Genomic DNA, 25774 nt, shown 5'->3' on the forward strand with positions numbered 1-25774 from the left:
CGAACCGGGTGTGGATCAGCGGCTGCCGTATTCGACGTTGTTCAGCAGCGAGGAGTCGGCGTCGCCGCTGCGGTCGATGTCCGGGCGGGAGTTCTGCTGCACTGCCGCCGTGATGATGAACACCGCGATCGCACCCAGGACGGCGCCGGCGACCGCACTAGCGGCACCAGGTACAGCAAAATTCATCGGGGCACTCCAATACTTCGCGGAAGGCAGGTATTCCCGGCCAACCTAGCAGGACTTCGGCCATCCGCGTATGCGCAGGCCTCCAATAGCGAGCAGGTATTTTCGGATCCGCCGGTGACGGCGGTCGCACGGACGCTGCCTGGCAGGACCACACCGCCTGGTCGGCGGCGGGTTCGGTGGGGCCCGCGCTCGGTTCCGGTCGCCAGGTGATCAGTGCGGCGGCAGGGCGCAGTTCAGGCTGTCGAGCAGGGTGCGGAGCTTGGCCGTGGTTTCGTCCAGCTCGATCTGCGGCTCCGAAGCCGAGACGATCCCGCCGCCGGCGAACGCACGCAGCGACAGGCCGTCGGCCGCGACCTCGGCGCATCGGATCGCCACCACCCAGTCGCCGTCACCGTTGGCATCGCACCAGCCGGCCGCGCCGCCATAAAACCCGCGGTCGCCTTCCAGCTCGACGATGGCATCGAGCGCCTCCGTGGTCGGCGTACCGCATACCGCAGGTGTCGGATGCAGCAGCAGCGCCAATTCGAGCGCGGTCGGCGCCGGGTCGCGCAGTGTGCCGATGATCGGCGTGCCCAGGTGCCAGACCTGCTGGGTCTGGACCAGTTCCGGATCCTCGGGGATCGACAGTGACGAGCACAGCGGGTTCAGCTTGTCAGCGATCCACTCGATGACGAACGCGTGCTCATCGCGATTCTTGGTGCTCGCCAGCAACTCTCGGGCCTGCGCGGCATCGGCGTCGGGATCGGCCAGCCGGGGCAGTGTGCCCGCGAGTGGATGCAGCGTGACGGTGTTGCCGTGCCTGGACACCAGCACCTCCGGCGTCGCACCCACCAGTGTCTCGCCCGGACGTCCGGCCGGAGTCAGATCCACCGCATAGACGTGGGCTCGCGGATGCCGGATCAGCAGGTGCGCGGCCACCACTTCCGGGTCGAGCGCATCCTCCGACGCGGCGAGTACCGATCGTGCCGCCACCACCTTGCGCAACGGCTGCCGTGGATCGCCGAGCTGCTCGACCAGTTTCGCCACCCGGGCCACGTGCTCGCCGGGGCTCGGCAGCTCGCTGATCACCCTGACCTCGGGCAGATCGGGTACCGCGGCAGGCCGCCAGGGCCCGGCCGTGTGCTCGACCCGCCCAGGGACGGTCAATGCCGCCTTTTCCCGTGGATCGAAGGGCAGCGCCCCCACCACCATCGCGGCCGATCCGTCGCGCAGTGCTGCCACCGCCTGCTGTGCGTCGTCGAAAGCGGCGCGCGTGTCGTGCGCCCGGATCACACCGTCCGGCGTAGCCAGCAAGAACCCGTCCATAGCTCGACGGTATCCGCGCGAATCGCGGAGTTGTTGGGCTACGTCCGCCGGGGCGACGAAGATCTCACCGGAGCCAGGAGGGCGGCATCATGGGCGCTGCCGGACGCAGTCCGTCGGCAGACCGCGCATGGCCGGAGCGAATGCGGAGGTACGCATAACGGGCGCTGCCGGACGCAGTCCGTCGGCAGACCGCGCATGGCCGGAGCGAATGCGGAGGTACGCTCACTTGCCCGGCGGGACCAGCAGTACGGGCCGGTGACAGTGTTTGAGGACGGCATCGGCGACACTGCTGTGCAATAGCGCGCGGATGCCGGTGGCGCCGCGGGTGCCCGCGACGACGATGTCGACATCGAGGTCGTCGGCGCATTCGACGATGGCGTTCCAGATCGTCGAGGTGCATTCGGCGGTTCTGGCCTCGGCATTGAGTCCGGCCAATTCGGCCAGGCGTACGCCCTCACGATTGGTTTCGCGAGCCGAGACGTAGGCGATGTCCTCGATCTCCTCGTCGGGCACCCATTCCGGCTGCATCACCCCGGACAGGCCGGAGATGCGGGCGGCCTGGCGCACCATGGGTTCCCATGCGGTCAGCACCACCGCGCGATCGGCCGTGAGGAATCGTCCGGCGTATTCGATGGCCCGTTTGGCGTTCTCGGATCCGTCGTAGGCGATGAGCATCAGATCGCAGGGCACGACGACCTCCCGGTGGTCTCATGGCTACGTCCTCAGGTTACTCCGGCAACTCGCTTGCTCCGGGTATCCGCGCCCCTCATCGGGCATTGATGCCATGCCGCGGGCTTCTGTGTGGCAGCCGCACGGATTACCGTCGAGACATGCGCGCGGATTACCGTCGACACATGCGGAAGACGCCTCTCGTCCTGTTCGCGGTGCTGGCTGCCATAGCGACCGGTTGTTCCGGCGGTGACGCCGGAAACTCGACCACGTCCCGTCCGGTGGCCACCGAAGCGACCGCCGGTGCGACCGCTGGCGTCACCACTACACCCGAACGTGACTGCTCCGCCGACTATCTGGCGAAGTTCACGCCCCGCCAGAAGCTCGCCCAGCTGCTGACCGTTGGTGTCAACGGCACCGCCGACGCACTGGCGGTGGTGCGTGATCACCAGGTCGGCGGCATCTTCATCGGCGGCTGGACCGACCAGTCGCTGCTGACCGGCGGCCAGATGGAGCAGGTGAAGGCGGCAGCGAACGTGCCGCTGATGGTGACCATCGACGAGGAGGGCGGTCGCGTCTCGCGCGTCGCCGACCTGATCGGACCCGCGCCCTCGGCCCGCGAGACCGCGCAAACCATGACCACCGACGAGTTCTACAACGCCACCCTCACGCGGGGTCAGGCGCTCAAAGACCTCGGTGTGACGGTGAATTTCGCGCCCGACGTGGATGTGAGCAGCCAGCCGGACAACTCGGTCATCGGCGACCGTTCCTTCTCCGACGATCCCATGGTCGTCACCGAATACGCAGGCGCCTACATCCGCGCCATGCGTGAGGTCGGTGTCGGCACGGTGATGAAGCACTTCCCCGGGCACGGTGCCGGTTCCGGTGATTCGCATCTGGGGGCCGTACGCACGCCGCCGCTGGACCAATTGCAGAACCGCGATCTGGTGCCGTTCCGCGATCTGGTCGGTTCGGGCGCGGCCGTCATGGTCGGCCACCTGGATGTGCCCGGACTGACCGCGCCGGACGTCCCCGCCAGCATCAGTCCCGCGGTGATGGACCTCCTGCGCAAGGGCACCGGTTACGGAGCCGCACCCTTCGACGGTCCGATCTTCACCGACGATCTCGGCGGCATGGCTGCCATCACCAACCGCATGACGATCGCGGAGGCGGTGGAGGCCGCGCTGGTCGCCGGTGCCGACAATGCACTGTGGATCACCACCGACGCCGTCCCGCAGGTGCTCGACCGCCTCGAGCAGGCAGTGTGGAGCGGGCGCCTGCCGATCGCGCAGGTGGATGCGTCGGTGCTGCGGATGGCGTGGTTCAAGGGTGCGCCGCTGCACTGCTGAGGGCTACTGCACTGCCGAGGGCTACTGCACAGCTGAGTAGCACCGCACCACCGAGGTCGCCGACTCTGGGAATCCACCGCCGCGATCTGCCGCTTAGACTGCCCGCGCACACGGCTTCGCGGCGGATGCGCATTCCGGCTGACGGGCCTTCGCCGGATGAGTCGTTCTGGGCGACTGCTCGGCAAATCGTTCCGCCAAGAACTTACCTTGGAGTAATATAGAAGGCTCACCCTGTAGTAGGAGAGCGGATGGCGGGCGGAACGAAGCGACTTCCTCGAGCGGTTCGTGAGCAGCAAATGCTCGACGCCGCCGTCGAGGTGTTCTCGCGTAAGGGTTTCCATGAGACATCCATGGACGCCATCGCGGCCGAAGCCAAGATCTCCAAGCCGATGCTGTACCTCTACTACGGCTCCAAGGACGAGCTGTTCCGTGCCTGCATCCAACGTGAGGGCCTTCGCTTCATCGAATCGGTCGCACCTGCCGGAAATCCCCTGCTCTCCCCGCACGAACAGCTGCGCACCGCGCTGGAGGGCTTCCTCGGCTTCGTCGACCACAACCGCCACTCCTGGCAGGTGCTCTACCGGCAAGCCATCGGTCAGCAGGCCTTCGCGTCCGAGATCGAGAACGCCCGCGAACGCGTCATCGAGCTGACCGCCAAACTGCTCGAATCCAGCGCCAAGCACGCCGAGCCCGGCACCAACTTCGATGTCGTCGCGGCGGCCGTCATCGGCGCGGGCGAGGCCATCGCCGACCGCGTCGCCACCGGCCGCATCGAAGTCTCCGAAGCGGTCGACCTGCTCGACGACCTCGCATGGAGCGGTCTGGCCGGCCGCAAGAAGGCCGAGTAGCCCACCTTCGACCGTGAGTGGCACCTCGGTACGGAGCCACTCGCGATACGCCGCAGCCAGGTGCCACTCGCGCTTCATGATGGCTGGGGCGTGGGATGTACTGCGGGAACGGGGGATGGGGTTGCCGCGCAGCGCGGTTGGTGCGAGAGTTCGGTGCGTTCTACGGGGCCGGGGATATCGGCAAGACTTGCGGAGGGGACAGTTGTTCGGGTTGCTGAAGCCGTGTGGGCACCGCGCGGCGGATTACGGGGTGGATCCGGGGCAGTGGCAGGCGCATATGTGTGGGCTCTGTCTCGGCCTACGTGACGGGCACGGGCAACTCGCCCGCAGCGCCACCAATACCGATGCCATCGTGCTGAGCATGCTCACCGAGGCGCAGCTGGAGGGACGGGCCGAGCGGGTCACCGCCGGACCGTGCGCATTGCGCGGAATGCGACGAGCGCAGGTGGCGACCGCCGGTTCGGCGGGAATCCTGCTGGCGTCCACGGCATCACTGCTGCTCGGCTCGGCCAAGATTCGTGATCACGTCGACGACGGTGACGCGTCCGCGCTGATCCGGCGCCCGATGGCGAAGGTATCGAGTCGCTGGGCCGATGGCGCCCGCCGACAGGCAGCGCGAATCGGCTTCGATGTGGAACCGCTTGTCGCGGCCCTTGATTCGCAGGCTGATCGGGAACGTCGCGCACATACCCTCACCCTCGACGAACTGACCGTCCCGACCCAGGTGTGCGCCGCCGAATTCTTCGCGCACTCCGCGGTCCTGGCCGACCGACCCGGCAATATCGCGCCGCTACGTGAGGCCGGACGACATTTCGGCCATATCGCGCACCTCGTCGACGCCATCGAGGACTTCGATACCGACCGTGACCGCGGCCGGTTCAATCCGCTCGCTGCCACCGGCACCGACCTAACGCAAGCATATGAGCTGCTGCACCAGTCGAATTCGCGTCTACGCGAGTCGATCGAGGCGACGGATATCGCAGCCGAGCCCGCCGTCCGCTGGATGCTGCTCGACCCGCTGCACAGCCTGGTCCGCCGTATCGGACGGGGCGTGGGCGCGATATCGGCGCACGCCTGTTCGGTGCCGCGGCGTGAGCGCGTCGAAGGCCCGCACGCCGGTCGCGCCGAGCCCCGTCGGCTCATCGGCCGCCCGCCCGCAGCCACAGGCCAGGCGCGCAGACACAACACCGGCCATCGCCCGCCGACCCGCCGCCCTGGCGTCGGCGAGGCGCTGCCCGCTGTGCTCGGCATCTACTGCACCGGCTACGCCTGCTGCGCCGACCACACCAACCCGTGCAATGGCGAACGCCGCCCCGCCTGGTGGAAGGAACACCTCGGCAATTGCTGCGACGGTGTCGACTGCTGCTCGAACTGCGGCAACTGCTGCGGGGGCGGCGAGGGCGGGGGCGGTTGCTGCGACGGGTGCTGTTGCGATGGGTGCGGCTGCGACTGCTGAGCCGGAGAACGCGAAGCCGCGCACCCCGAAAGGTGCGCGGCTCCTGGCGAATCCAGCCGAACTCAGCGCAAGGTGGCCGTCAGATGCGGGAACCCCTTCTTCGGGTTCCGCAATGCCAGATCCCAGCCGCCGTCGGTTCGATCGGCGTACAGGTTCACCTTCGACGGCAAGAAGATCGGCTTACCGAACTTCACCGAGTAGGTGACCTGCTCCGGTATCCGGCCCTCGATCGAGCCGAGAACCATGGCCGCCGACCACATACCGTGTGCGATCGCCTTCGGGAACCCGAAGGCCTTGGCGCCGAGCGCGGAGGTGTGGATCGGGTTGTGGTCACCCGAGGCCGCCGCGTAGCGAGTGATCGTCGGCTGATCGACGCGCAGGGCGCGCAGCGGAGGCGGCGGCACCTCGTCCGGCTTGGGCTCGGGCTTCGGTCCGCCCGACAGCGAGGTGCGCTGCTGGTGCAGGAAGGTGGTGACCTGACGCCACACCAGCTCCCGGCCCACCCGGATCTCGCTGATCGCGTCGACCAGCAGACCCTTCGGATGCTCGCGCAGGTTCTCGATATGCGCGGTGATATCGAGCGGTTCGCTCACCGAGATCTCGCGGGTGCGTTCGATGACGTTCTCCGCGTGCACCGCGCCCACCGCGACGAACGGGAAGTCGCGCTGCACGACCAGCTGCATCACCACCGGGAAGGTGAGGATGAACGGGTAGGTCAGCGGCAGCGAATCACCGAACCGCAGCCCGGTCGCCCGGCAGTAGGCGGCCAGATGGTCGGGATCGACCTTGACGCCCTCTAGCTTGATCTCGCGATCGGGCAGCGTGGGCTTGCGCGCCGAGACCAGCGGTACCGAGCCGAGTGCTGCCTTCAGGTACAGCTTGCCGTTCTTCGGCGCCTCGGTGAGGGTGATCGTCTCGGTCATCATGCTCCGATCAGGCTCTGACCGCAGACGCGAACCACGTTGCCGGTCACCGCGTTCGACGCCGGGCTGGCGAAGAAGGCGATGGCCTCGGCGACGTCGACGGTCTGGCCGCCCTGCAGCAGCGAGCTCATCAGCCGTCCGGCCTCGCGGGTGCCGAGCGGGATGGCGGCGGTCATCGCGGTCTCGATGAAGCCGGGCGCAACGGCGTTGATGGTGATGCCCTTCTCGGCCAGCTTCGGCGCTTCGGCGTTCACCATGCCGATGACACCGGCCTTGGAGGCGCCGTAGTTGGTCTGGCCACGGTTACCGGCGATGCCCGCGATGGAGGACACGTCGATGACGCGGCCACCCGCCTTCAGCGCACCCGAAGCCACCAGGCCTTCGGTGATGCGGTGCGGTGCTGCGAGGTTGACGCCGATGACGGAGTTCCAGCGGCCCTCGTCCATGTTCGCGAGCAGCTTGTCGCGGGTGATGCCCGCGTTGTGCACGATGATGTCGATGCCGCCGAAACGCTCGGTGGCGAATTCGGCCAGTTTCTGTGCGGCATCGGGTGCGGTGACGTCGAGTGCGAGCGCGGTGCCGCCGATCTTGTTGGCGGTCTCCGAAAGCGCCTCACCGGCGGCAGGGATATCGGCCACGATCACCTGGGCGCCGTCGCGGGCGAAGACCTCGGCGATGGTGGCGCCGATACCGCGCGCGGCACCGGTGACCACCGCGACCTTGCCATCCAGTGGGCGATCCCAGCTGGTGGGGGCGACGGCGTCGTCCTTGCCGACCCGGATGACCTGGCCGTCGACGAACGCCGACTTGGCCGACAGCAGGAACCGCAGCGTCGACTCGAGGCCGGTGGCGGCGGCGGAGGCCTCCGGGTGCAGGTACACCAGCTGGGCGGTGGCGCCGCGCAGCAGTTCCTTGGCGACGCTGCGGGTGAAGCCCTCGAGCGCGCGCTGGGCGATCTGCTCGTCGACGCTCGACGACAGCTCCGGCGTGGTGCCGATGACGACGACGCGGCCGGAGGCGGCGAGGCTGCGCATGGCCGGCTGGAAGAACTCGAACAGCTGCGACAGGTCCTCGATGGATCCGATGCCGGTGGCGTCGAAGACCAGCGCGCCGTACTTGGCGCCCTGGACGGGGGTGTCGGCGAAGGTGTAGTCGGTCAGCAGGGCGCGGACCGGCTCGGCGACTCGGCCTTTACCGCCGAGCAGCACCGGACCCGGAAGGGCCGGCTCACCCTTGACGTAGCGCCGCAGGGTTTCCGGCTGCGGCAGGCCCAGCTTGCTCGCGAGGAAGGCGCCGGGGGCGGAATGGACGAACGATCCGTAGAGGTTGGGTGCACCCTTGCTCTTGGCTGCCACGATTCCTACCTTTTCTGTGCTCGATGTCTGGGATGTCGGTGCGTCCCCCTGTTTGCGCTCGCATCACTCCATAGGCTGCCTGACCAGCGGCGCAGGCTCCGTCTGTGAGGTGCGCGAGCGCACAATTGCGGGGTGCGGTATCGACAACAAACTTACTCCAGAGTAAGTTTAATGTAAACCGATTGCGACCGGGTGCGGAAACGTGTGGAGGGGTTCCGCACCGGCACCCGGGGCGCGCCGGAAGTTCCCGACGAGACCTTGGAGACTCGAGTGACTAGCAAAGCCCGTTCGACGAAGAGCACGGCCAAGACCACCAAGCAGCCGCGTCCGGTCGCGATCGTTGGCGGTAACCGGATTCCGTTCGCTCGCTCCGACAAGGCGTACGCCCACGCCTCCAACCAGGACATGTTCACCGCCGCGCTGGACGGCCTCGTCAGCCGTTTCGGTCTGCAGGGCGAGCGCCTCGGCATGGTCGCCGGTGGCGCGGTGCTCAAGCGGGTCGGCGAGCACGGCATGATCCGCGAGAGTGTGCTCGGCAGCAAGCTCAGCCCCTACACCCCCGCCCACGACCTGCAGCTTGCCTGCGGCACCGGTCTGCAGGCCATCGTCACCGTGGGTGACGCCATCGCGGCAGGCCGCATCGACGCGGGCATCGGCGGCGGCACCGACACCACCTCGGACGCGCCCATCGGCGTCAGTGAGGGCATGCGCGAATGGATGCTGGATGCCAACCGCGCCAAGACCAACAAGGATCGCCTCAAGCTGGTCGGCCAGCTGCGCCCGAACATGCTCGGCATCGAGATCCCGCGCAACGCCGAACCGCGCACCGGCCTGTCCATGGGTGAGCACGCCGCCATCACCGCCAAGGAATTCGGCGTCGCCCGTGAGGCCCAGGACGAGCTGGCCTACCTGTCGCACAAGAACATGGCGGCCGCCTACGACCGCGGTTTCTTCGACGATCTGATCACCCCGTTCCTCGGGCTGACCCGCGACGACAACCTGCGCCCCGGCTCCTCGATCGAGAAGCTGGCCACCCTGAAGCCGGTCTTCGGTGTCAAGGCCGGTGACGCGACGATGACCGCGGGCAACTCCACCCCGCTCACCGACGGCGCCTCGGCGGTGCTGCTGTCCAGCGACGAATGGGCCGCCGAGCGCAACCTGCCGGTGCTCGCCCATCTGGTGGATTCCGAGGTTGCCGCCGTCGATTACATCCACGGCCCCGACGGCCTGCTGATGGCGCCGACCTACGCGGTGCCGCGCATGCTCGCCCGCAACGGCCTGACCCTGCAGGATTTCGATTACTACGAGATCCATGAGGCGTTCGCCTCGGTCGTGCTCGCCACCCTGCAGGCGTGGGAGTCCGACCAGTACTGCAAGGAGCGGCTGGGTCTGGACGGTGCGCTTGGTTCCATCGACCGCAGCAAGCTCAACGTCAACGGCTCCTCGCTGGCCGCGGGTCACCCGTTCGCCGCCACCGGTGGCCGCATCGTGGCATCGACCGCGAAGATGCTGGCCGAGAAGGGGTCCGGCCGCGCCCTGATCTCCATCTGTGCCGCGGGCGGCCAGGGCGTCGTCGCGATCCTGGAGCGCTGATCTGATCCCCGTCCGCACGGGGTAGAGGCGAGGGTGGCATTCGGCTGATCGGCCGGATGCCACCCTTTTTGTGTGTTGTCCGGGCAATTACCGGGCAATTTGTCCGATCTTGCTCGATATCCGGTCGGTGACCGTCGATGCGTGGCAAGGTAGCAAGCGCTGATCCATGTGTGTTTACCTGCTTGTAACCTGCTGGGGCTGTCGGGGCCGAGTGGTGATCGATCGGTATTTTCGACATCCGACCAGGCCAGTTCGGAATGTGGCTATCCGCGGGAAATGTGCTGTCACATCGCGCATTTCTTGATTTCGAGATCAAGAAGATCGAGCGTGCGGAGAGGAAGGCTGAACGGCTGATGCGTATCGGAGTATTGCAACGCGCGGCGGTGGCGCTGCTCGCGACGACGGTCGGGCTCGGACTGGCGACGGCACCGGCGGAGGCCGAAGAACTCGACCGCTATCTGGACCTCCCGCTGGTCAATCGCAATGCCGAAGCGGGGCCTGGTGGCGTACATCCGGACCTGCCCTATGACGCGGCCCAGCTGCGTGGTCTGCTCGACCAGGCGCGGTCGCAGGGCATCGCACCGACCCGCTACGCCGCACTGCTGTACCAGTACTGGCTGGTCGACGCGACGAACAAGGCCGGTATCGACCTGCGCTCATGGAATCCGCGCGACGGTGTCGAGGTCAATCGGCAGAACCTGATCAAGTCCTACCGCTACTACGAGGATCTGCAGCTGGCGCACCGCGAATTGCAGTGGGCGGGAATGGGCGGCCAGGTCGGTGCCGACTTCGGTGGCGGCCTCCTCGATTTCGAACTCATGAGCAACATCTACTCGCTGCCAGGGCTGTCGGAATCGGCGCGCGTGGTGATCGGCGCGGTCGAGCAGGCCGCGGGACCGCAGGCCGTCGCGATGCTTCCGCGTGGACTGGCCGCACTCGCCGAGGCCGGACCACGTATCACGCCCGAGGACCTGCACTACATCATCGGGATGATCCTGGTGATGCAGAAGAACATCTTCTCCGACCTCATGCCGATGCATGACGCCTATGTCACCGAGGGCCTGCCCGCGCTGGAGGAATTCCAGGCCGCCGGACTCTTCGGCGCCGACATCATGAACGCCTGGCGCGACGTCGCCTCGGGTGACAAGGACCGGATCGCCGCGGGCAACGCCACCCTGCTTCGCCGCGAACAGGAATGGGCCATCGGGGCGCAATGGGACCACGTCCGGGCATACAAGGGCGCGGTTGGTGAGGCCATCACATACGTCAGCGGTGCCGCCGGTTCGCCGTCGGTGGCCGGTGTGGCTCCGCCGCGCGAATTCAACCCCGTGCGAATCCCGTTCACGATGGCCGACGGCAGGCCCGCGCTGCTGACGATGCCGCTGCCGGATTGGAACTGGTCGGTGCTCGATGCCCGCTGGGATTACATCTCCACCGAGCTGCTGCCGAAATACACGTGGCAGGTCGACAACAATTGGCCTGCACTCGAAGCGGTGATGCGCACGCCGTACGAGGTGCAGATGGAATCGCACCGTCCGCTGTTGAATATTCCGCAGCTGCTGGATTCGGCGATTCGGGAAATGCAGGTGACGCCGGTGGGCGCGGAAATGGCGGTGAACTGAGATGTGGGCAGAACGATCGATGCCCTGGACCCGGTACGCACGAACGGCATTCGCAAGCGGTGGCAGGAGCCGATCGCGATCGCCGCTGCGCCGCCGGACGCTCATGGCTGTTGTCGGTGCCGCGCTGACCTTGGTCGCCGGAGCGGGTATCGCGGTCGCGCAGCCGGAATCCGCGCCGCCCGCGCCATTCGTGCCGCCGCGGACCCCAGGCCTCGGTGAGGTCTTCAACGGTTACGTGATCGGCACGCTCCAGGGCGCCACACTCGCTTCCCCGCAGGAAGCCTTCCAAGCGCTCCTCGCCAACGACCCCTTCTATCAGGAACCCCCGCTGACCGGCGACGAAAAGCCCGGCACGGTACTGAAATCCAAGAAGGTAGACGTCATGTTCTTCGGTGTGAAGCCGGCGAATCTCGACGCCTACAAACTCATGTACGTCACCACCGGCGTCGACGGCGTCACCCCGGTGATCAGCACCGGCATCCTGATGATCCCGGTCGACGGCAGGCCCAACGATCAGCGCACACTCATCTCCTATCAGGAAGCCAATGACAGCGTCGGCTGGTCCTGCCACCCGAGCACCCAGTGGACCGGCGGCGATCCGCTCGACGGCGCCTCCTGGTCGGCGCTCGGCCCGCTGGCGATGCTGTTCGGTAAGGGCTATGCGGTCGTGATCTCGGATGTGGGCAATGACGCGGACCGTAAGCCGCACGGCGTCTTCGCAGGTAAGTTCGCCGCGCATGCCCAGCTCGACGGCGCCCGCGCGGCCCTGAACTTCCGCGAAGCGGGACTGCATCCGAACGCGCAGGCCGGTCTGTTCGGTATCGCCGGCGGCGGTGTCGGCGCGGGCTTCTCGGCCGAACTCCAGCCGACCTACGCGCCGGAGCTGGATGTGAAAGCGACCGTGCTGGAAGGCATGGTGGTCAAGCCGCGCAGCTTCATGCGCGTCGCCGACGGCTCGGTGGGTTCCGGCTTCGCCTTCGCCACCCTGCTGGGTCTCGAGCCCTGGTACCCGGAAATGAGGATCGACGACAAACTCAACCCCGCGGGTAAAGCCATCGCCGACTTCTTCCGCACCCAATGCCAGACGCCCGCGTACTTCGGCATGCCGTTCCTGCCGCTCAACATGCTGTTCAAGTCCGGCCTCAACCCGGCCGACGAACCGGCCTTCCAACGCGCCTACGACGACAACATCCTCGGCCACGCAGGCACCCCGGGCTCCAAGGTCCTCATCACCTCCTGCGGCGCCGACGACTCGTTCATGTCGCTGGTCCCCGCCGCCGACTCCCGGGAGCTCGCCGAGATCTACCGCGCCAAAGGCACGGACGTCACCTACGCGCCATCCAACTGCAGCATGATCCGCATGATCACCGATCTCTACGGTTGGGGGACCGACCTTTTCGGCATGCAGACCATCGACTGGCTGGATGCGCAGTTCGACTGATCCCAATGGTTACGCGGAAATCGGTGACGGCCGCCCTGCGAAGGGCGGCCACACCGATCATTCGCCGAGAAAGCGCAGCAGTTCCGCCGTGACGAACTGCGGGTTCTCCTCGATCAGCCAATGTCCGGCGTTCGGAACATCAACCGCCCGAACGATATTGGTGATGCGTGAGGCGGCAGTGGCTGCGATCCCATCGATCTGGCCCTGTGCGGACATGAGTAGGGCCGGGACCTGTGTCGGTGCCGCGGATACGGTATCGCGCACATCCTGATCCAAGGCGCGGTAGAGCCCGAAACCTCCGGCCAGGACTTCCGGTCGGCTGTAGGTCCGTGCGTACTCGTCGATCTCGGCGTCGCTGAACGGGGAATGATCGGAGTTGCCGCCGAAGGCCGTGCCACCATAGGCGACCTGGGGATAGAACAGCGTAAGGTACTCGCGGACGTCGTCGCCGACCACCGCCTCTGGAACCCGGCGCTGGGCATGGAAGGCGATGTGCCAGCTCATGGATCGGTAGGTGGGCGCGTCGACTCCTGGTCCGGGGAGCGGAAGATCGAGATAGCCGAGACGTGCGGTGTCGGTGGGGAATTGGGTGGCGTACTGGTATGCCACCGCGGCGCCGAAATCGTGCCCGACCACGTTGGCGTCATCGATCCCCAACTGCTCGGCGATCAAAGTGTGCACGTACCGCGCGAGGGTGGCCTTGTCGTAGCCGGTGGGGGAGCCGGTGCTGTCGCCCAATCCGGGTAGATCGACGGCATAGACGGTGTGGTGTTCGGCGAGCTCGGGCATGATCTTCCACCACCCGTACCACGTTTGCGGCCAGCCGTGGATCAGCACCACCGGCGAACCGCTTCCGCCTGTCACGTAGTGCATCCGGACCCCGTCGACGTCGGCGAACTCGTGCCGGAAGGTGGTGTCGAACTCCGGGTCTGCGTGGGTGGCGGCGGCGTACGGGGGTACCTCGCGGGCGGTCGTCGTGGAGCAGGCGGCGTTCAGCATCGTGAGCAGGAGGGTGAGCGTGGCGGCCGCTATCGTGCGTGCGGATCCGGGGGAGCGACGCGGCGAGGGCGACGGTGCGGTGATCATGAGTGCCTGTCCTTTGGTGCGGGATTCAGCGTCCGGCCGTGCCCTTGACCAGCTCGCGGAGGATGTGTGGGAGGGCGCCCGGCCGCTTCGATATCGCATCCAGTCTTTCCGGGCCCACTGCGTTCTGGCACGAAATCTTGCGGTTTCGGCAAGATGGTCTCGTGGACGAATCCGACGATGTGCTCGATGCGGTGGGACCGCGGCTGCGCGCGTTGCGCCGCGACCGCGGCATGACCCTCGCCGACCTCGCGGCGACGACAGGGGTGTCGGAGAGCACCCTGTCCCGGCTGGAGAGCGGTCAGCGCAGGCCGAGCCTGGAGTTACTGCTACCGCTGTCGCGCACCTACGACGTTCCGCTCGACGACCTCGTCGGCGCCCCACGCACCGGCGATCCCCGGATCCACCTCAAACCCATCCGGCGAGCCGGGATGGTGTTCATTCCGCTGTCTCGTCGCCCCGGTGGCGTGCAGGCGTTCAAGATGGTCATCCCCGCTCATACGCAACCACAGGAGCCGACGCCACAGACGCACGAAGGCTTCGAATGGCTCTACGTGCTCAACGGCCGGCTCCGCCTCGTGCTCGGCGACCGCGACCTGACCCTGCCCGCTGGCGAAGCCGCCGAGTTCGACACCTCCATGCCACATTGGCTCGGCACCGCCGACGGCGGTGTAGTCGAGCTGCTCATCCTGTTCGGTCTGCACGGGGTACGCGCACACGTACGTCCCGGAACTCAGCAGGGCTGACCGCTCGGAATCCTGTGCCGTGTCACGGATTCATGAACGGCATCGCCAATAGTCGAGTCGGCATCGCGCATTCGGCTCCGCCCGAACCTCTGGGGTTCGGGGCGTACAGATCTAGGGGCTGGAGGGCAGGGCAGTCCTGTCGATACCCAGGGTCGCAATAAGATCTTCATGTAGTTCGAACCACACTCGATGGGCGGAATCGTGTTCGGTGCCGGTGACCATATCGGGATTGTCGGCGGCGAGGGAAAGGGCGGCGGCGAACCGAGTGTGGTAGCCGGAGAACCGGGCGAGCCGTTCGGTGAGCTGGACCGCCAGCGGAACCAATTCCGCTGCGAGGCTTTCTAGTTCGTCCAGGATCATCCGGTCCCGCTGTGCGTCCGCGTGGTCATTGTCCTGCATGCTGCCATCGGGAAGGATGGTCAACTGCCAGGCGGTGCAAGCCCGCACCAGCCGTGCGTTGAGCGGGACAAACCTGCGGTAGGTGTCTTCCATGAACGCCAGAGCCCCACACGTGGACAGCTCGTCGGCGAGTTGCCGCTCGTTCTCCGCACGGCCGCTCTCGGACAGTGACCACCCTGAGTCCGCCCCGAAACGGAAACCACTGATCCAACCACGCTCTCGGAAATTCCGCACGTGCGACTCGGCGAGGCCGACAGGCATGTCGTATCTGTCGGCCACCGCCCGCGTATCAACGAACCCGCCAAGGCGGATTGCGTGCAAAGCGAGCAATGAACTGCGGGAAACGTGCGTCATCCCGGACCTCCTTTGTGCGTCGAGCAGCCCTGACTGGTCAAGCGACTTCAACGGTGGTCGAGCGAACGGCATGAACGCGTCCGGTGGTTCCATCGACCGAGACGATCTGATGATCCGCCAGGGCCTCTATCGCCCCCTTGGCTGCCACCACGGCCGGAATCCCATACTCGCGGGCGACGATTGCCGCATGGGTGAGGATTCCTCCGGTTTCGGTGACCACCGCAGCAGCAACACCGAATAGCACTGTCCACGAAGGATCGGTCGCGCGACACACTATGACATCACCTGGTCGCACGGCGTCGAAGTCATCGACGCTGCGCACCAGTCGGACCGGACCGGTGGCAACTCCGCGGCTGGCCGGGGTGCCGGCAATGATCGGTCCTTCTCGCTTCGGGCTGTTGTCAGGGTGGGTGTGCTCGATCGCGAGGATCACCTCGCGCGGTGGCGCCGGTCGGCCCATTCGTCAACCATAGGTTGACGATACGGTCACCGTCAACTACTAGTTGACGGCACGGCGCTAGCTCGTGGATGGCTTTCGTCGACAACGGATCGATCCAGGAGTCGCATATGGAAGCTCGCGAGAACGCCGCACACCGTCACGCCACGACACCGGGCAGGCGGGCGACGGTCGTCGGCGCCGGCATCGCCGGTCTGGCCGCCGCGTTGCGACTGCATCAGCAGGGCTGGGACGTCGTCGTGGTCGAACGCGCGCCGAGTCGTCGTAGTAGCGGTTACCTGGTGAACCTACACGGCCCCGGATACGCCGCTGCCGAGCGGCTCGGGCTGATACCGGCGCTGACTCCGCGCGATATCGGGTTCTTCACCTCGGTGCTCGTACACGCGGACGGCCGGCAGAAGTTCGCGATTCCAGCCGCTGTCACCGAGGCTGCTGTCGGGAGCCGGGCACTGAGCTTGTTCCGCGGCGACTTGGAATCGGCGCTGTACGACGCCGTGGCAGACCTCGTCGACATCCGTTTCGGCACCACCGTGCGGGCCGTCGCCCAGGCGCCTGGGGAAGTCGTGGTCACCCTCAGCGATGGCATTCGCCTGCAGGCCGAACTCGTCGTCGGCGCCGACGGCGTGCACTCGCAAGTTCGCGAGCTCGTATTCGGTTCCGAGCCCGAACATTTCGTGGACCTGGGCCACATGGTCGGTGCATGTGCACTGGAAGCAGTTCCCGACCACGTACCCGAAGGCGTCGGCACCACCTTTCTCGGACCCGGACGTACGGCAGCGGTGATGAACCTGGGACCGGAACGGTCCTCGGCATTCTTCGCCTACCGCTGCCCCGACCCAGCCGCCGAATTGGCTCTCGGTGCCGCACCCGCGCTCACCCGAGCGTTCGGTGACCTGGGAGGCGGTGTCGCCGATGCCCTCCGCCAACTCGAGGCCGACCCCGCCGCCGCCTACTTCGACTCGGTCGGCCAGATCGTGATGAACCGCTGGAGTCACGACCGAGTCGTCCTGCTCGGCGACGCGGCCTGGTGCGTAACGGTATTCGCCGGCTATGGTGCCGCCCTGGCCCTCGACGGCGCCGACCGGCTCGGCGCCGCCGTAGCGGCACATGGCGATGACATCCCCGCTGCCCTCGATGCCTGGGAGAGCGCGTTGCGCCCGGAGGTGCACAAACGACAGGCGCTGGCCCGGAGAGGAATCAGCCGATTCGCCCCGCCGTCACGCGCCCATGTCCTGGCCGGCGAACTGATGCTCCGCGCCATCCAGCTCCCCGGCATCCGCGGCATGGTCCGGCGCTCTATCCAGCGCGCCAACAACTGATCGGGTGCCACGTTCGGCGATACCCACGGTGTCGGCGACGGCACCGTGGTCGGACTCTCATCCTGTTCGCCTGCAAGGCGTCCGCGCCCACGCACCAGCCCCCCGCGCAGAGGAATATCGGGCTGCGGCTCGAGCGCCGAACGTCGATACTTCGTGTCATGGCGAATATCGCGAGTGTGTTCGTGCGGCTGAGCCTCCGCGATTCGGCCGATGAAATGACCGAGCAGGAGGTGCTCGACGAGCTGCTCGGCTCGCACGGCACCTACCACGTTCCGGTATGGTCGCGGCGCTCCGATGCCACGATCGACGCACAGTTCGGTGTCAAGTGGGGAGCGGCCGGCCTCGCCGAGCGCTTGTGGGCGGCTTGGTCGGCACACCTGTCGACGGTCTGGGTGCGTTGGTACGACGACGGCGGCGATTTCGACGATATCGAGCACCGGCCGATCGCCCGCTCCACCCGGGAACACTCGAAATACACCTACCGCGGTGGAACCTGGATTCGGCGATGCCGATATCGCTACGACGGGATTCGGATCACGTGGCGGCACGAGATACCGCAAGCCGCCACGCTCGGAGGATGGCTCTGGCGCCGTGACGGATCGGCGGTCGTCGCGGATGCGGCGGGCGACTACCTGGCGGGCAACCCCCGCTGTGATCTATCGGATGACCCGCAACTCGCGACCCCCACGACCCCGACTCGCGGTCTCTTCTCGTTCGAGGGTGGGTTGGATCACGAGCTGTATCGCTGGTGGCGGGAAGCCGGGCTGCCCGGTTCGCTGAGCGACGACGATCTCTCGCTCATCCTCTCGTGCGGCGATCGGCTGGAACTGCTGTGGAAAGGCAGACCCGTGATGGTGCTGCTGCCGGAGAACAGCCCGGGCTCCTGGCGGGTCTACAGTCTCGACGACTGGGACAACTGCGCCGACCCCGACTATTTGCTCACCGCCGGGTAGACCGGCGTTACCGGACCACACTGATTGATCGGATCACCCGTGCTATCCCGGCATCACCGCTGCTCGTGCCCCGCGTACCAGCGGTCGATCAGCGCAGGCAGCTCTTTCCCCATCCACACGAAGAACTCGTGCATTTCCCGCACGCGCTCCGCTTGCTCGCTGTCGGGGTCGGCGAACAGGGCGAGGCCGCGGGAGGTCATTGCGGTGAGGTCGTCGTATTGGGTGCTCTGCTGGCGGGTCAGCTCGGGGAGGACGCCGGCGCGGAGGATGTAGTAGTCCTTGCGGTCACCCGGTTTGGATACCTTGTCGACCCAGCGCATCGTGGTGAGGTTCTTGAGGGCGTTGGAGATGGAGCCCTTGGATGCCTGGAGTGCTTCGGCGATCTGGGCGAAGGTCTGTTCGGGGGGTGTGCAGACCATCAGCCAGCCCATGGCGCGGCCGGTCATGCGGACCAGGCCCATGCGTTCGAGTACGAGCGCGAAATCCTCGACGAAGGCCAATTGCTCCGGGGTCGGGGCCGCCGGGTCGTATTCCGAGCTGGTCATCGGTCGAGTATCCCTTTCGGCTGGAGGAACGGAAAAACGGGGCGGGCCATGCCGACGCGCCCCGGATGCGGATTCACACCGCCAGGTCCCGGCGATCGAAGCTCACCAGCGCGAGTGTGAGCGCCACCGCCGCGGCTACCGCCAGCACTGCCAGATGTACCCCGTTCCAGCCGTTGACCAGCGGCGAATCACCATTGGCGTAATAGAACGGCGACAGCTTGCGCAGCCAATCTCCACCGAGATTGTTGGCAAGGTAGCCGGCCACCGTGAGCAGCGCCGCCACACCGAGGGCCAGCGAACGCTTCCCGGTCGCCGCGCCGACCAGCAGTGCGACCGCTCCGGCGAGCAATGCGAGCAGACCGAGCCCGGCGCTCGCGGCGACGATATTGCCCGTCTCGACGTCGAGTTTGCCTGCGTCGGCGCCCGCGATCACGCTCACCGTTAGCACCGCGGTCGCGATCGTGACCTGCACGGCGAGCGCGGCGAACCGCTGCAACAGCAGTCCGGTCCGGCTGATCGGTTGCGCGAGAAGCAGATCCAGGGTGCCGTTCTCCTCTTGCGCCGCCGATCGGGTGGCGATGGTGACCGCGAAGATCAGCATCAGCAACAGGCCCATCAGCGAATACACGGTCGAGTTGAGAAAGCCCGTGGCGCTGGCGAAATCGCTCAAACCCATCGCGTCGTACATGCTGTTCTGCTCGATATCGAGCGAGCCCTGCTCTTTGAGCGATTCATAGGAGGGCAGATAGAGCATCGGGACGACCGCGAGGCCTGCCGACCAGCCGATCAGGCCGCGCCGCTGCTCTTTGAGGGTTTGGGTGAACACTGTGCGCTTCATGACGAATTCTCCTGTGCGGAAAGCGGAAATGGTGATCAGCGGCCGTAGAGGCTGAAGAAGATCTGCTCCAGGTCCGGCTCGTTGGACAGCACGCTGACGAGCTGGTATTTGGCGGCAACCTTGAACAGCGCGTCGACCTCGCCTTCGGTGGTGCAGCGCACGGTGCTGCCGTCGATGGTCAGATCGTGCACCCCGGGCAGGCGGGTGAAATCGTCGGCGAAGACCTCCTCGCCGAATACCAGCTCGACCGAACGCGGTGAGCGCCTGCGCAGATCCTCGACGTTCTCGGTGCCGAGAAGCTTCCCGGCGCGCATGATGACGGCACGGTCGGCGGTCTGCTGCACCTCGGTGAGGATGTGTGAGGACATGAACACCGTCTGCCCATTCAGCTTGGCCTCGGTGACCAGGTCGAGGAAGCGTTGTTGCAGCAGCGGATCGAGGCCGGAGGTGGGTTCGTCCAGGATCAGCAGGTCGGGGTTGTGCATGAAAGCGGCGATGATGCCGACCTTCTGCTTGTTGCCCTTCGACATCGAGCCGACCTTCTTCGACAGATCGAGATCCAGCGTGTCGGCCAGTTCCACGATGCGTCGCTGGGTGACGTTGCCGCGCTGGTCGGCGAGGAATGCCAGTAGATCGCGCGCCGAATTGCGGCCTTCGATCGCGAGCTCGCCGGGCAGGTAGCCGATGCGCCGCCGCAGCTCGGCCCCGCCCGCGCGGGGATCCATCCCGAGCACCTCGACGAAACCCGCGGTCGGCCGGATCAGATCGAGCAGGATCCGAATGGTGGTGGACTTGCCTGCTCCGTTGGGGCCGAGAAATCCGAACACTTCGCCTACGTACACCTCGAGCTCGAGATCGGTGAGCGCGACGTGGTTGCCGTAGTTCTTGGTGAGACCCTCGGTGCGAATGGCGGCGGTGGTCATGATTCTCCTTGCAGAGGATTCCAGTAGCCGTTCAGTCTTGCGTGTTCCGCAATGATTGATGTGTTCAGTAAAGACTGAACAGGCAGAACATGTCAAGACCGAGGGTGAACTTACGCGGTGATCGTCCGTCTACCTGCTGCTATGCGCCCTACTGCTGCGGCAGCTCATGGTGCCCGCCGAAGGCCTGGCGCATGGCCGACAGCATTTTGTCGGCGTAGAGCGATTCTCCGCGGGAGGAGAAGCGCTGGAACAGGGCGGCGGACAGGACGGGGACCGGCACGCCGGTGTCGATCGCGGCATCGACGGTCCAGCGGCCCTCGCCGGAATCGGAGACGCGGCCGCCGAAGGAGTCCAGGTTGGGGTCGGCGTGCAGGGCGCCAGCGGTCAGGTCCAGTAGCCAGGAGGCGACCACCGAACCGCGCCGCCACACCTCGGTCACCTCGGGGATGTCGATGTCGTACTGGTAGTACTCGGGGTGCTCGAGCGGGGTCTCCTCGGCCGAATGCTCACCGCCGACGTGCTCGGCGCCGTAGTTGGCCTTGTGCAGAATGTTGAGACCCTCGGCGTAGGCGGCCATGGCGCCGTACTCGATGCCGTTGTGCACCATCTTCACGAAATGCCCTGCACCCGCCGGACCGCAGTGCAGATAGCCCTCTTCGGCGGGGGACGGCACGCCGGTACGGCCGGGGGTGCGGGGGGCGGCGTCCACGCCGGGGGCGATGGAACGCAGCAGCGGATCCAGGTACTTCACCTGCTCGGCTTCGCCACCGATCATCAGGCAGAATCCCCGAGTCAGGCCGAATACGCCGCCCGAGGTGCCGATGTCGACGTAGTGGATGCCCTTGGGAGCCAGCTGTGCGGCTCGTGTGATGTCCTCGTGGTAGCGGCTGTTGCCGCCGTCGATGACGATGTCGCCGGGTTCGAGGAGTTCGGCGACCTGATCGATGACCGCGCTGGTCGCGCCTGCCGGGATCATCACCCACACCACACGGGGTGTGTCCAGTCGCGAGACGAACTCGGCGAGGTCGGTGGTTCCGGTGAACGAATCGCCCAGTTCGGCGCCGAGCTCGTCGATCAGCGGGGCTTGACGCTCGTATCCGACGGCGGTGTGCCCGTCCGTGACGATCCGGCGCACGATGTTGGCGCCCATCCTGCCGAGGCCGATCATTCCCAGCTGCATGCCGTCCATCTCCTCGTTCGTCGTCGGGCCTGGTCGAGCACGATTGTCCCGCGCCGGAGGAAAGTGATGTCGCGGGGAGGTGTAACGCGGTGAATGCGGCGCCGATAGACAGATCGGCTCCGTGTAGTTGCCAGACCCCCGACCCGGCAACTGCACGGAGCCTTTTGGTGCGCGACCCGCGACTTTGCCCGCTGTTTGCTGGATCAACGTCCAGTGTGATCTGCGCGGCACTGACGCGATTGACGCCGACCGTTATCGTTGGGCGGAGCGCGCACCGCGCGAGAACCTAGTAACCCGATGTGGGGAGGACGATTCGTGACCGGCGAGTCGAACACCGGACGCGGCGAGAGATCCACGCCCGCCCGCCGCGCACAGCCCTCCAACGGCGGGCTACGCCAGTTCCTCGAATCGGCCCGAGCCCAGCAGCAGGAGCAGCGCCGCCAGACGGAGCAGTCTCAGCAGTCTCAGGAGCCACAGGAACCTCAGCAGTCCCTCGGGGATCATCGACCCCCGCAGCACCAGGATTCACCGGGTGCGGTCGGACTAAACCAGCAAAGTTCGTGGAATTCGGAGCAGCGCGGCCAGGCGCATCCCGGAGCCAAGGATCGGCCGGATGCATCGGCAGGTACGGAGCCGTCAGCTCTCGGTGGCCACGAGGCCCCGCGGCTCGGTAGTGCGCCATCGCCGCAGGACTACGCGACGCAGCGGCTGCCTGTGCCGCCGCACCCGGCGGCACCGCCGCAGGAGCATCTGACGCAGCGCCTTCCGGTCCCGCCCACTCCGGTGGCACCGATGGACAGGCCCGCCAAGGATGTCACCGCGACCGATGCCCTTCCCATCGAGCCGCCCGATCGAAACGGCCCCGCCCACCAGGGGCCGGCTGCCGATCCACCCACCGAGGTGATGAGTGCGGTTTCCGGCGCGGCGTCGACCGAACCGCTGCGCGAGACGGCCCGCGCCGCGACGTTCGATTCGGACGCGCAGGCTCCGCTGCGCGGCCTCGCATCGGCCGGGCCCGATCCGGAACGTATCCCGGAGTCGACGCTTCGATTCGCACCGGAAGCACCTCCGGCTGCGCAGGGCACCCAGCGGCTGGCGCTGACTCCAGATGAACAGGAATCGCTGCGACACGCAGGTGCCGGACCCACGGAATCTGCCCACTCGGCGCAGCTCGCGGGCGATGGATCCGATTCTCTTGGCGGCGAGCCCGCAGGCACACCGCGCCCACCGGCTCCCCGCGCGCCCGGCGAGCGTCGTCCGATCTCGCGCCAATCGGAGGAGCCGAAGAAGGGCCAAGAGTTCCGCCAGGTCCTGCAGTCGCCGAAGGCACGCAAGATCGGCATCGCCGTCGGCGCGGTACTCGGGATCGGGCTGCTCGGTTACGTTGCCGATCTGGTGATGTCGTCGGGTGAGGTGCCGCGCGGTGTGGTGGTCGCAGGCGTCGAGATCGGTGGCATGGACAAGTCGGCGGCAGATGCGAAACTGCGTGTGGAGTTGGATGGCCGCGCCGGTCGGGAACTGCCCGTGACGATCGGCGACGTGCAGACCACGCTGGTGCCGGGCACCGCGGGGCTCAGCGTCGACTGGGACGGCACCTGGGACCGGATCGGTGGCCAGCCGCTCAATCCGGTCACCCGCCTGACCTCGCTGTTCGGCACCGAGACCGTCGAGGTCGACAGCGCCGTCGACGAACAGGCGCTCGGCAACACGCTCGAGGCGCTGAGGGTGCACGACCGCCCGACGGTCGAGGGCACCATTGTCTTCGAGAACGCCGAGCCCGTCGCGGTGGCCCCGCTGCCAGGCCGGGTGCTCGATGTGGCGGCGGCGCGTGGTGTGCTCGTCGACGACTGGATCGCGGGCGCGCCGATGAACCTGCCTGTGGTGCCCGCCCCGGTCGCGGTCCGTCAGGACGCGATCGACCAGGCGTTGCATCAGATCGCCCAGCCCGCGGTAGCGGGTCCGGTGACCTTCGACGGTAAGGGCGGCAAGGCCGTGCTGGCGCCGGAGCAGATCGCGACCATCATGTCCTTCGCCCCGGACGGCCACGGCGGCCTCACCCCGCGCATCGATCAGAAGGTCGCCACCGACCTGCTGGCGCCGCAGCTGAAGGAGTCAGAGGTCGAACCAAAGGACGCGACCTTCGCCCTGACCGGAAGTAAGCCGACGGTGGTGCCGTCGGTCGTCGGCGACAAGATCAACTGGCCGAAGACCCTCGAACCGCTGTCGGCGCTATTGGCCGCCTCCGGACCGCAGCGCACCGCCCCCGCGGTGTACGAGAAGGTCGAGCCGAAGCTGACGACCGCAGCGGCCGACGGTCTCGGAATCGTCGAGCCCATGGGCGAATTCACCACCAGCGGATTCAGTGGTCCTTCGGGCGTGAATATCCGCACCGTCGCCAGGAAAGTCAACGGCGCCGTGGTGAAACCCGGAGATACCTTCTCGCTCAACGAGTTCACCGGCCCGCGCGGCACCGCGGAGGGATATGTCGAGTCCGGCATCATCGACCACGGCCGCCCAAGTAAGGCGGTCGGCGGTGGAATCAGCCAATTCGCAACCACCCTCTACAACGCCGCGTATTTCGCGGGCCTGGAGGATGCGGGCCATACCGAGCACAGCTACTACATCTCGCGGTATCCGGCCGCGCGGGAAGCCACCGTATTCGACGGCGCGATCGACCTGAGTTTCCGCAACAATACTCCGACCGGCATCTACATCGAGGCGAGTGCGAACGGTTCCGAAGTGACTGTACGCATCTGGGGAACCAAGACCGTCGAGGTGGAATCGATCACCGGCGACCGCACCAAGCCGACGGAACCGAAAACCATCACCCTGCCCAAGGGCGACGGGTGCATCGCGACCGAGGGCGCCGACGGATTCACCGTCAGCGACACCAGGGTCATCACCGATGTCAATACCGGCAAAGAGGTCTCACGCGCGACGCGGACGGTGAAATACGATCCGATCCCTGTCGTCAAATGTGAGTAGGTCGCGCCTGCCCGGCGCGGACCTCAGCGTCCCGCGCCGGGAATTAGCCGGTACAGCATCCACGGCCGCAGCGGGAATTCCGGTGCGTAGATGCGCACGATCATCCCGCGTTCGCGCCGGTTCACCGGGTCGCGCACCAGTACACGATCACGGTGCAGGTCTTCCGGGCGCAGTGCGGCGGCCCACATCTGCTCCCATTCCGGGGCGCGGCTACAGGTGTCGGCGATCTCCGCGATCCGCTTATCGTCGGCGAGCCCTGGCGACATCACTCGGAATGCGTTGACGAGTAGTCGTGCCTCACTGAACCATTCGGGAAGTACGGTCTTCGCGACCGGATTCAGGAACATCCATTCCAGCAGGTTGGTCCCAGCCTCCACGCCGGGAAACCAGCGCTGATAGGCGGAATTGGCGGCGATGATGTCGAAGGTCGGCAGCACCTGGAAGCAGGCCGGATGGGTCAGGCTGTGGAGATCGGCCAGATCATCGCGCGTGGGGCAGGCCGGTACCGTGCCGAGCCCGGCGGGCAGAAAATCCGGTCGCGTCAGGCTGGTGATATGCCCGCGGAACCACACCGGAACCTGGAGTGCGTCGAAGAGTTGCGTCATGGTGTCCGAACTGTGTTCGCGCGCACCACTTTCCACCTCCTCGACGACCACGCGGGGAATCCGCGCCCGGGCCGCCAGTTCGGCGCAGCTCATTCCCACCGAATGCCGCCGTTCCCGAACGTATTCGCCGATGGTGTAGCGCTGTTCGATCATGTTCCCTCACCGCTTCGCCTGAAACCACGAAAAACGGCACGAACGACCACGTTGGAATACGGTCGGCCGCGCCGGATGTCCACATCGCGCATTACTCGGTACCGAGAAGGGAAACGATAGGCACCGATCCCTACCTCGGCGAATATCTACACCGTGTCGTCGCTCATTCGTTACCCGTCTTTCGGATTCGTTGCAGCGGAGGGCGATCGGTATCGCGGGCAGAGTATCTACACGTGCCGACATGAGGGCGGATCGGCCGCCCCCGGAGTGATCGGCGCCGTAATCAGGTCGGCGTCGACAGTATCCCTCGGCTGTGCAGACCGGTTACAGCGGTGTTCGCATCAGGATGACGTTGTACTGATTGTGCACCGTGAGCAGGAAATACAGGTCGCTGCCGGTGTGGTAGGGGTAGACCATGGGCGCGTAGGCGGTGGGGAGGGCGGCCCGGGCGCGGATTCCCCGCGTGGTCGTCGAGGAGGTGGAAAGT

Annotated in this window: 24 protein-coding genes; 10 read left to right on the forward strand and 14 right to left on the reverse strand. The window is 66.6% G+C overall.

Annotated elements, in window-relative coordinates; genetic code table 11:
- Positions 1-15 precede the first annotated feature (15 nt).
- From GV792_RS06245 to GV792_RS06255, 3 genes are all read right to left on the reverse strand, one after another.
- Positions 16-186, reverse strand: coding sequence for a DUF2613 domain-containing protein (locus tag GV792_RS06245; protein ID WP_163822642.1), 171 nt, complete (start codon positions 184-186; stop codon positions 16-18).
- A 210-nt stretch (positions 187-396) separates the two neighbouring features.
- Entirely contained in the window at positions 397-1491 is a 1095-nt protein-coding gene (locus tag GV792_RS06250) for an isochorismate synthase (RefSeq protein WP_163822643.1), read from the reverse strand.
- 222 nt (positions 1492-1713) lie between these two features.
- Positions 1714-2181, reverse strand: coding sequence for a universal stress protein (locus GV792_RS06255; RefSeq protein ID WP_163822644.1), 468 nt, complete (start codon positions 2179-2181; stop codon positions 1714-1716).
- A 164-nt stretch (positions 2182-2345) separates the two neighbouring features.
- Here GV792_RS06255 and GV792_RS06260 point away from each other — a divergent pair, with 164 nt between their 5' ends.
- The 3 genes from GV792_RS06260 to GV792_RS06270 all read left to right on the forward strand — a co-directional run bounded on the left by GV792_RS06260 (position 2346) and on the right by GV792_RS06270 (position 5813).
- Positions 2346-3509, forward strand: a complete 1164-nt coding sequence (locus tag GV792_RS06260) for a glycoside hydrolase family 3 N-terminal domain-containing protein (RefSeq protein WP_163822645.1) — start codon at positions 2346-2348, stop codon at positions 3507-3509.
- A 248-nt stretch (positions 3510-3757) separates the two neighbouring features.
- Positions 3758-4357, forward strand: coding sequence for a TetR/AcrR family transcriptional regulator (locus GV792_RS06265; protein WP_163822646.1), 600 nt, complete (start codon positions 3758-3760; stop codon positions 4355-4357).
- Between the two features lie 202 nt (positions 4358-4559).
- Positions 4560-5813 (forward strand): DUF5685 family protein, encoded by a 1254-nt coding sequence (locus tag GV792_RS06270; RefSeq protein ID WP_163822647.1) that lies wholly within the window; start codon positions 4560-4562, stop codon positions 5811-5813.
- A gap of 62 nt (positions 5814-5875) precedes the next feature.
- Here GV792_RS06270 and GV792_RS06275 read toward each other — a convergent pair whose 3' ends face one another.
- Entirely contained in the window at positions 5876-6739 is an 864-nt protein-coding gene (locus tag GV792_RS06275) for a MaoC family dehydratase (RefSeq protein ID WP_163822648.1), read from the reverse strand.
- Positions 6736-8091 (reverse strand): 3-oxoacyl-ACP reductase, encoded by a 1356-nt coding sequence (locus GV792_RS06280; RefSeq protein ID WP_163822649.1) that lies wholly within the window; start codon positions 8089-8091, stop codon positions 6736-6738. Before GV792_RS06280 ends, GV792_RS06275 begins: the two co-directional genes overlap by 4 nt.
- Before the next feature lie 270 nt (positions 8092-8361).
- On the opposite strand from GV792_RS06280, the gene GV792_RS06285 reads away from it, so the two are divergent.
- The 3 genes from GV792_RS06285 to GV792_RS06295 all read left to right on the forward strand — a co-directional run bounded on the left by GV792_RS06285 (position 8362) and on the right by GV792_RS06295 (position 12747).
- Complete coding sequence (locus GV792_RS06285; RefSeq protein ID WP_163822650.1) at positions 8362-9684, forward strand: acetyl-CoA C-acetyltransferase; 1323 nt, start codon at positions 8362-8364, stop codon at positions 9682-9684.
- 353 nt (positions 9685-10037) lie between these two features.
- Positions 10038-11306, forward strand: coding sequence for a hypothetical protein (locus tag GV792_RS06290; protein ID WP_163822651.1), 1269 nt, complete (start codon positions 10038-10040; stop codon positions 11304-11306).
- A gap of 103 nt (positions 11307-11409) precedes the next feature.
- Entirely contained in the window at positions 11410-12747 is a 1338-nt protein-coding gene (locus tag GV792_RS06295; RefSeq protein WP_163822652.1) for a lipase family protein, read from the forward strand.
- Positions 12748-12804: 57 nt separating this feature from the next.
- Here the strand turns inward: GV792_RS06295 and GV792_RS06300 are convergent, their stop codons facing one another.
- Complete coding sequence (locus GV792_RS06300) at positions 12805-13833, reverse strand: alpha/beta fold hydrolase (protein ID WP_163822653.1); 1029 nt, start codon at positions 13831-13833, stop codon at positions 12805-12807.
- 161 nt (positions 13834-13994) lie between these two features.
- On the opposite strand from GV792_RS06300, the gene GV792_RS06305 reads away from it, so the two are divergent.
- Complete coding sequence (locus tag GV792_RS06305; RefSeq protein WP_309138596.1) at positions 13995-14576, forward strand: helix-turn-helix domain-containing protein; 582 nt, start codon at positions 13995-13997, stop codon at positions 14574-14576.
- Positions 14577-14687: 111 nt separating this feature from the next.
- On the opposite strand, the gene GV792_RS06310 is transcribed toward GV792_RS06305, so the two are convergent.
- Together GV792_RS06310 and GV792_RS06315 are read right to left on the reverse strand one after the other, a co-directional pair.
- The gene (locus GV792_RS06310) at positions 14688-15329 is read right to left on the reverse strand and encodes a transcriptional regulator (RefSeq protein WP_163822654.1); all 642 of its coding nucleotides are present in this window, start codon (positions 15327-15329) and stop codon (positions 14688-14690) included.
- 37 nt (positions 15330-15366) lie between these two features.
- The gene (locus GV792_RS06315; protein WP_309138595.1) at positions 15367-15762 is read right to left on the reverse strand and encodes a PEP-utilizing enzyme; all 396 of its coding nucleotides are present in this window, start codon (positions 15760-15762) and stop codon (positions 15367-15369) included.
- A 134-nt stretch (positions 15763-15896) separates the two neighbouring features.
- Between GV792_RS06315 and GV792_RS06320 the strand changes: the two genes are divergently transcribed.
- Together GV792_RS06320 and GV792_RS06325 are read left to right on the forward strand one after the other, a co-directional pair.
- Positions 15897-17105 carry an FAD-dependent oxidoreductase gene (locus GV792_RS06320; RefSeq protein ID WP_163822656.1) on the forward strand — a complete coding sequence of 403 codons (1209 nt, stop codon included), beginning with the start codon at positions 15897-15899 and terminating at the stop codon, positions 17103-17105.
- Between the two features lie 158 nt (positions 17106-17263).
- Positions 17264-18058, forward strand: coding sequence for a hypothetical protein (locus GV792_RS06325; protein WP_163822657.1), 795 nt, complete (start codon positions 17264-17266; stop codon positions 18056-18058).
- Between the two features lie 53 nt (positions 18059-18111).
- Here the strand turns inward: GV792_RS06325 and GV792_RS06330 are convergent, their stop codons facing one another.
- The 4 genes from GV792_RS06330 to gnd form a co-directional block, all read right to left on the reverse strand.
- Positions 18112-18603, reverse strand: a complete 492-nt coding sequence (locus GV792_RS06330; RefSeq protein WP_163822658.1) for a GbsR/MarR family transcriptional regulator — start codon at positions 18601-18603, stop codon at positions 18112-18114.
- 73 nt (positions 18604-18676) lie between these two features.
- Entirely contained in the window at positions 18677-19441 is a 765-nt protein-coding gene (locus GV792_RS06335; protein ID WP_163822659.1) for an ABC transporter permease subunit, read from the reverse strand.
- Between the two features lie 35 nt (positions 19442-19476).
- Positions 19477-20364 (reverse strand): ABC transporter ATP-binding protein, encoded by an 888-nt coding sequence (locus GV792_RS06340; RefSeq protein WP_163822660.1) that lies wholly within the window; start codon positions 20362-20364, stop codon positions 19477-19479.
- 148 nt (positions 20365-20512) lie between these two features.
- Complete coding sequence (gnd, locus tag GV792_RS06345; RefSeq protein ID WP_163822661.1) at positions 20513-21544, reverse strand: phosphogluconate dehydrogenase (NAD(+)-dependent, decarboxylating); 1032 nt, start codon at positions 21542-21544, stop codon at positions 20513-20515.
- A gap of 315 nt (positions 21545-21859) precedes the next feature.
- Between gnd and GV792_RS06350 the strand changes: the two genes are divergently transcribed.
- A complete protein-coding gene (locus GV792_RS06350) occupies positions 21860-24529 on the forward strand; it encodes a VanW family protein (protein ID WP_309138690.1) in 2670 nt (889 codons plus the stop codon).
- A 23-nt stretch (positions 24530-24552) separates the two neighbouring features.
- On the opposite strand, the gene GV792_RS06355 is transcribed toward GV792_RS06350, so the two are convergent.
- The gene (locus GV792_RS06355) at positions 24553-25287 is read right to left on the reverse strand and encodes a helix-turn-helix domain-containing protein (protein ID WP_163822662.1); all 735 of its coding nucleotides are present in this window, start codon (positions 25285-25287) and stop codon (positions 24553-24555) included.
- A 324-nt stretch (positions 25288-25611) separates the two neighbouring features.
- Positions 25612-25774 (reverse strand): DUF4185 domain-containing protein (locus GV792_RS06360; protein WP_163822663.1); only part of this gene is annotated, 163 nt, incomplete at its 5' end.

Origin of the sequence: Nocardia cyriacigeorgica (genome assembly GCF_010868145.1) — a bacterium.
Classification (GTDB): Bacteria; Actinomycetota; Actinomycetes; order Mycobacteriales; family Mycobacteriaceae; genus Nocardia; species Nocardia cyriacigeorgica_D.

What these genes read in the sequence shown, in the direction of transcription:
- GV792_RS06260 (WP_163822645.1), top strand. Translation starts at nt 2,346, where the DNA reads ATGCGGAAGACGCCTCTCGTCCTGTTCGCGGTGCTGGCTGCCATAGCG.
- GV792_RS06320 (WP_163822656.1), top strand. Translation starts at nt 15,897, where the DNA reads ATGGAAGCTCGCGAGAACGCCGCACACCGTCACGCCACGACACCGGGC.
- GV792_RS06290 (WP_163822651.1), top strand. Translation starts at nt 10,038, where the DNA reads ATGCGTATCGGAGTATTGCAACGCGCGGCGGTGGCGCTGCTCGCGACG.
- GV792_RS06335 (WP_163822659.1), bottom strand. Translation starts at nt 19,441, where the DNA reads ATGAAGCGCACAGTGTTCACCCAAACCCTCAAAGAGCAGCGGCGCGGC.
- GV792_RS06245 (WP_163822642.1), bottom strand. Translation starts at nt 186, where the DNA reads ATGAATTTTGCTGTACCTGGTGCCGCTAGTGCGGTCGCCGGCGCCGTC.
- GV792_RS06310 (WP_163822654.1), bottom strand. Translation starts at nt 15,329, where the DNA reads ATGACGCACGTTTCCCGCAGTTCATTGCTCGCTTTGCACGCAATCCGC.
- gnd (WP_163822661.1), bottom strand. Translation starts at nt 21,544, where the DNA reads ATGCAGCTGGGAATGATCGGCCTCGGCAGGATGGGCGCCAACATCGTG.
- GV792_RS06275 (WP_163822648.1), bottom strand. Translation starts at nt 6,739, where the DNA reads ATGATGACCGAGACGATCACCCTCACCGAGGCGCCGAAGAACGGCAAG.
- GV792_RS06250 (WP_163822643.1), bottom strand. Translation starts at nt 1,491, where the DNA reads ATGGACGGGTTCTTGCTGGCTACGCCGGACGGTGTGATCCGGGCGCAC.
- GV792_RS06355 (WP_163822662.1), bottom strand. Translation starts at nt 25,287, where the DNA reads ATGATCGAACAGCGCTACACCATCGGCGAATACGTTCGGGAACGGCGG.
- GV792_RS06340 (WP_163822660.1), bottom strand. Translation starts at nt 20,364, where the DNA reads ATGACCACCGCCGCCATTCGCACCGAGGGTCTCACCAAGAACTACGGC.
- GV792_RS06330 (WP_163822658.1), bottom strand. Translation starts at nt 18,603, where the DNA reads ATGACCAGCTCGGAATACGACCCGGCGGCCCCGACCCCGGAGCAATTG.
- GV792_RS06295 (WP_163822652.1), top strand. Translation starts at nt 11,410, where the DNA reads ATGGCTGTTGTCGGTGCCGCGCTGACCTTGGTCGCCGGAGCGGGTATC.
- GV792_RS06300 (WP_163822653.1), bottom strand. Translation starts at nt 13,833, where the DNA reads ATGATCACCGCACCGTCGCCCTCGCCGCGTCGCTCCCCCGGATCCGCA.
- GV792_RS06265 (WP_163822646.1), top strand. Translation starts at nt 3,758, where the DNA reads ATGGCGGGCGGAACGAAGCGACTTCCTCGAGCGGTTCGTGAGCAGCAA.
- GV792_RS06325 (WP_163822657.1), top strand. Translation starts at nt 17,264, where the DNA reads ATGGCGAATATCGCGAGTGTGTTCGTGCGGCTGAGCCTCCGCGATTCG.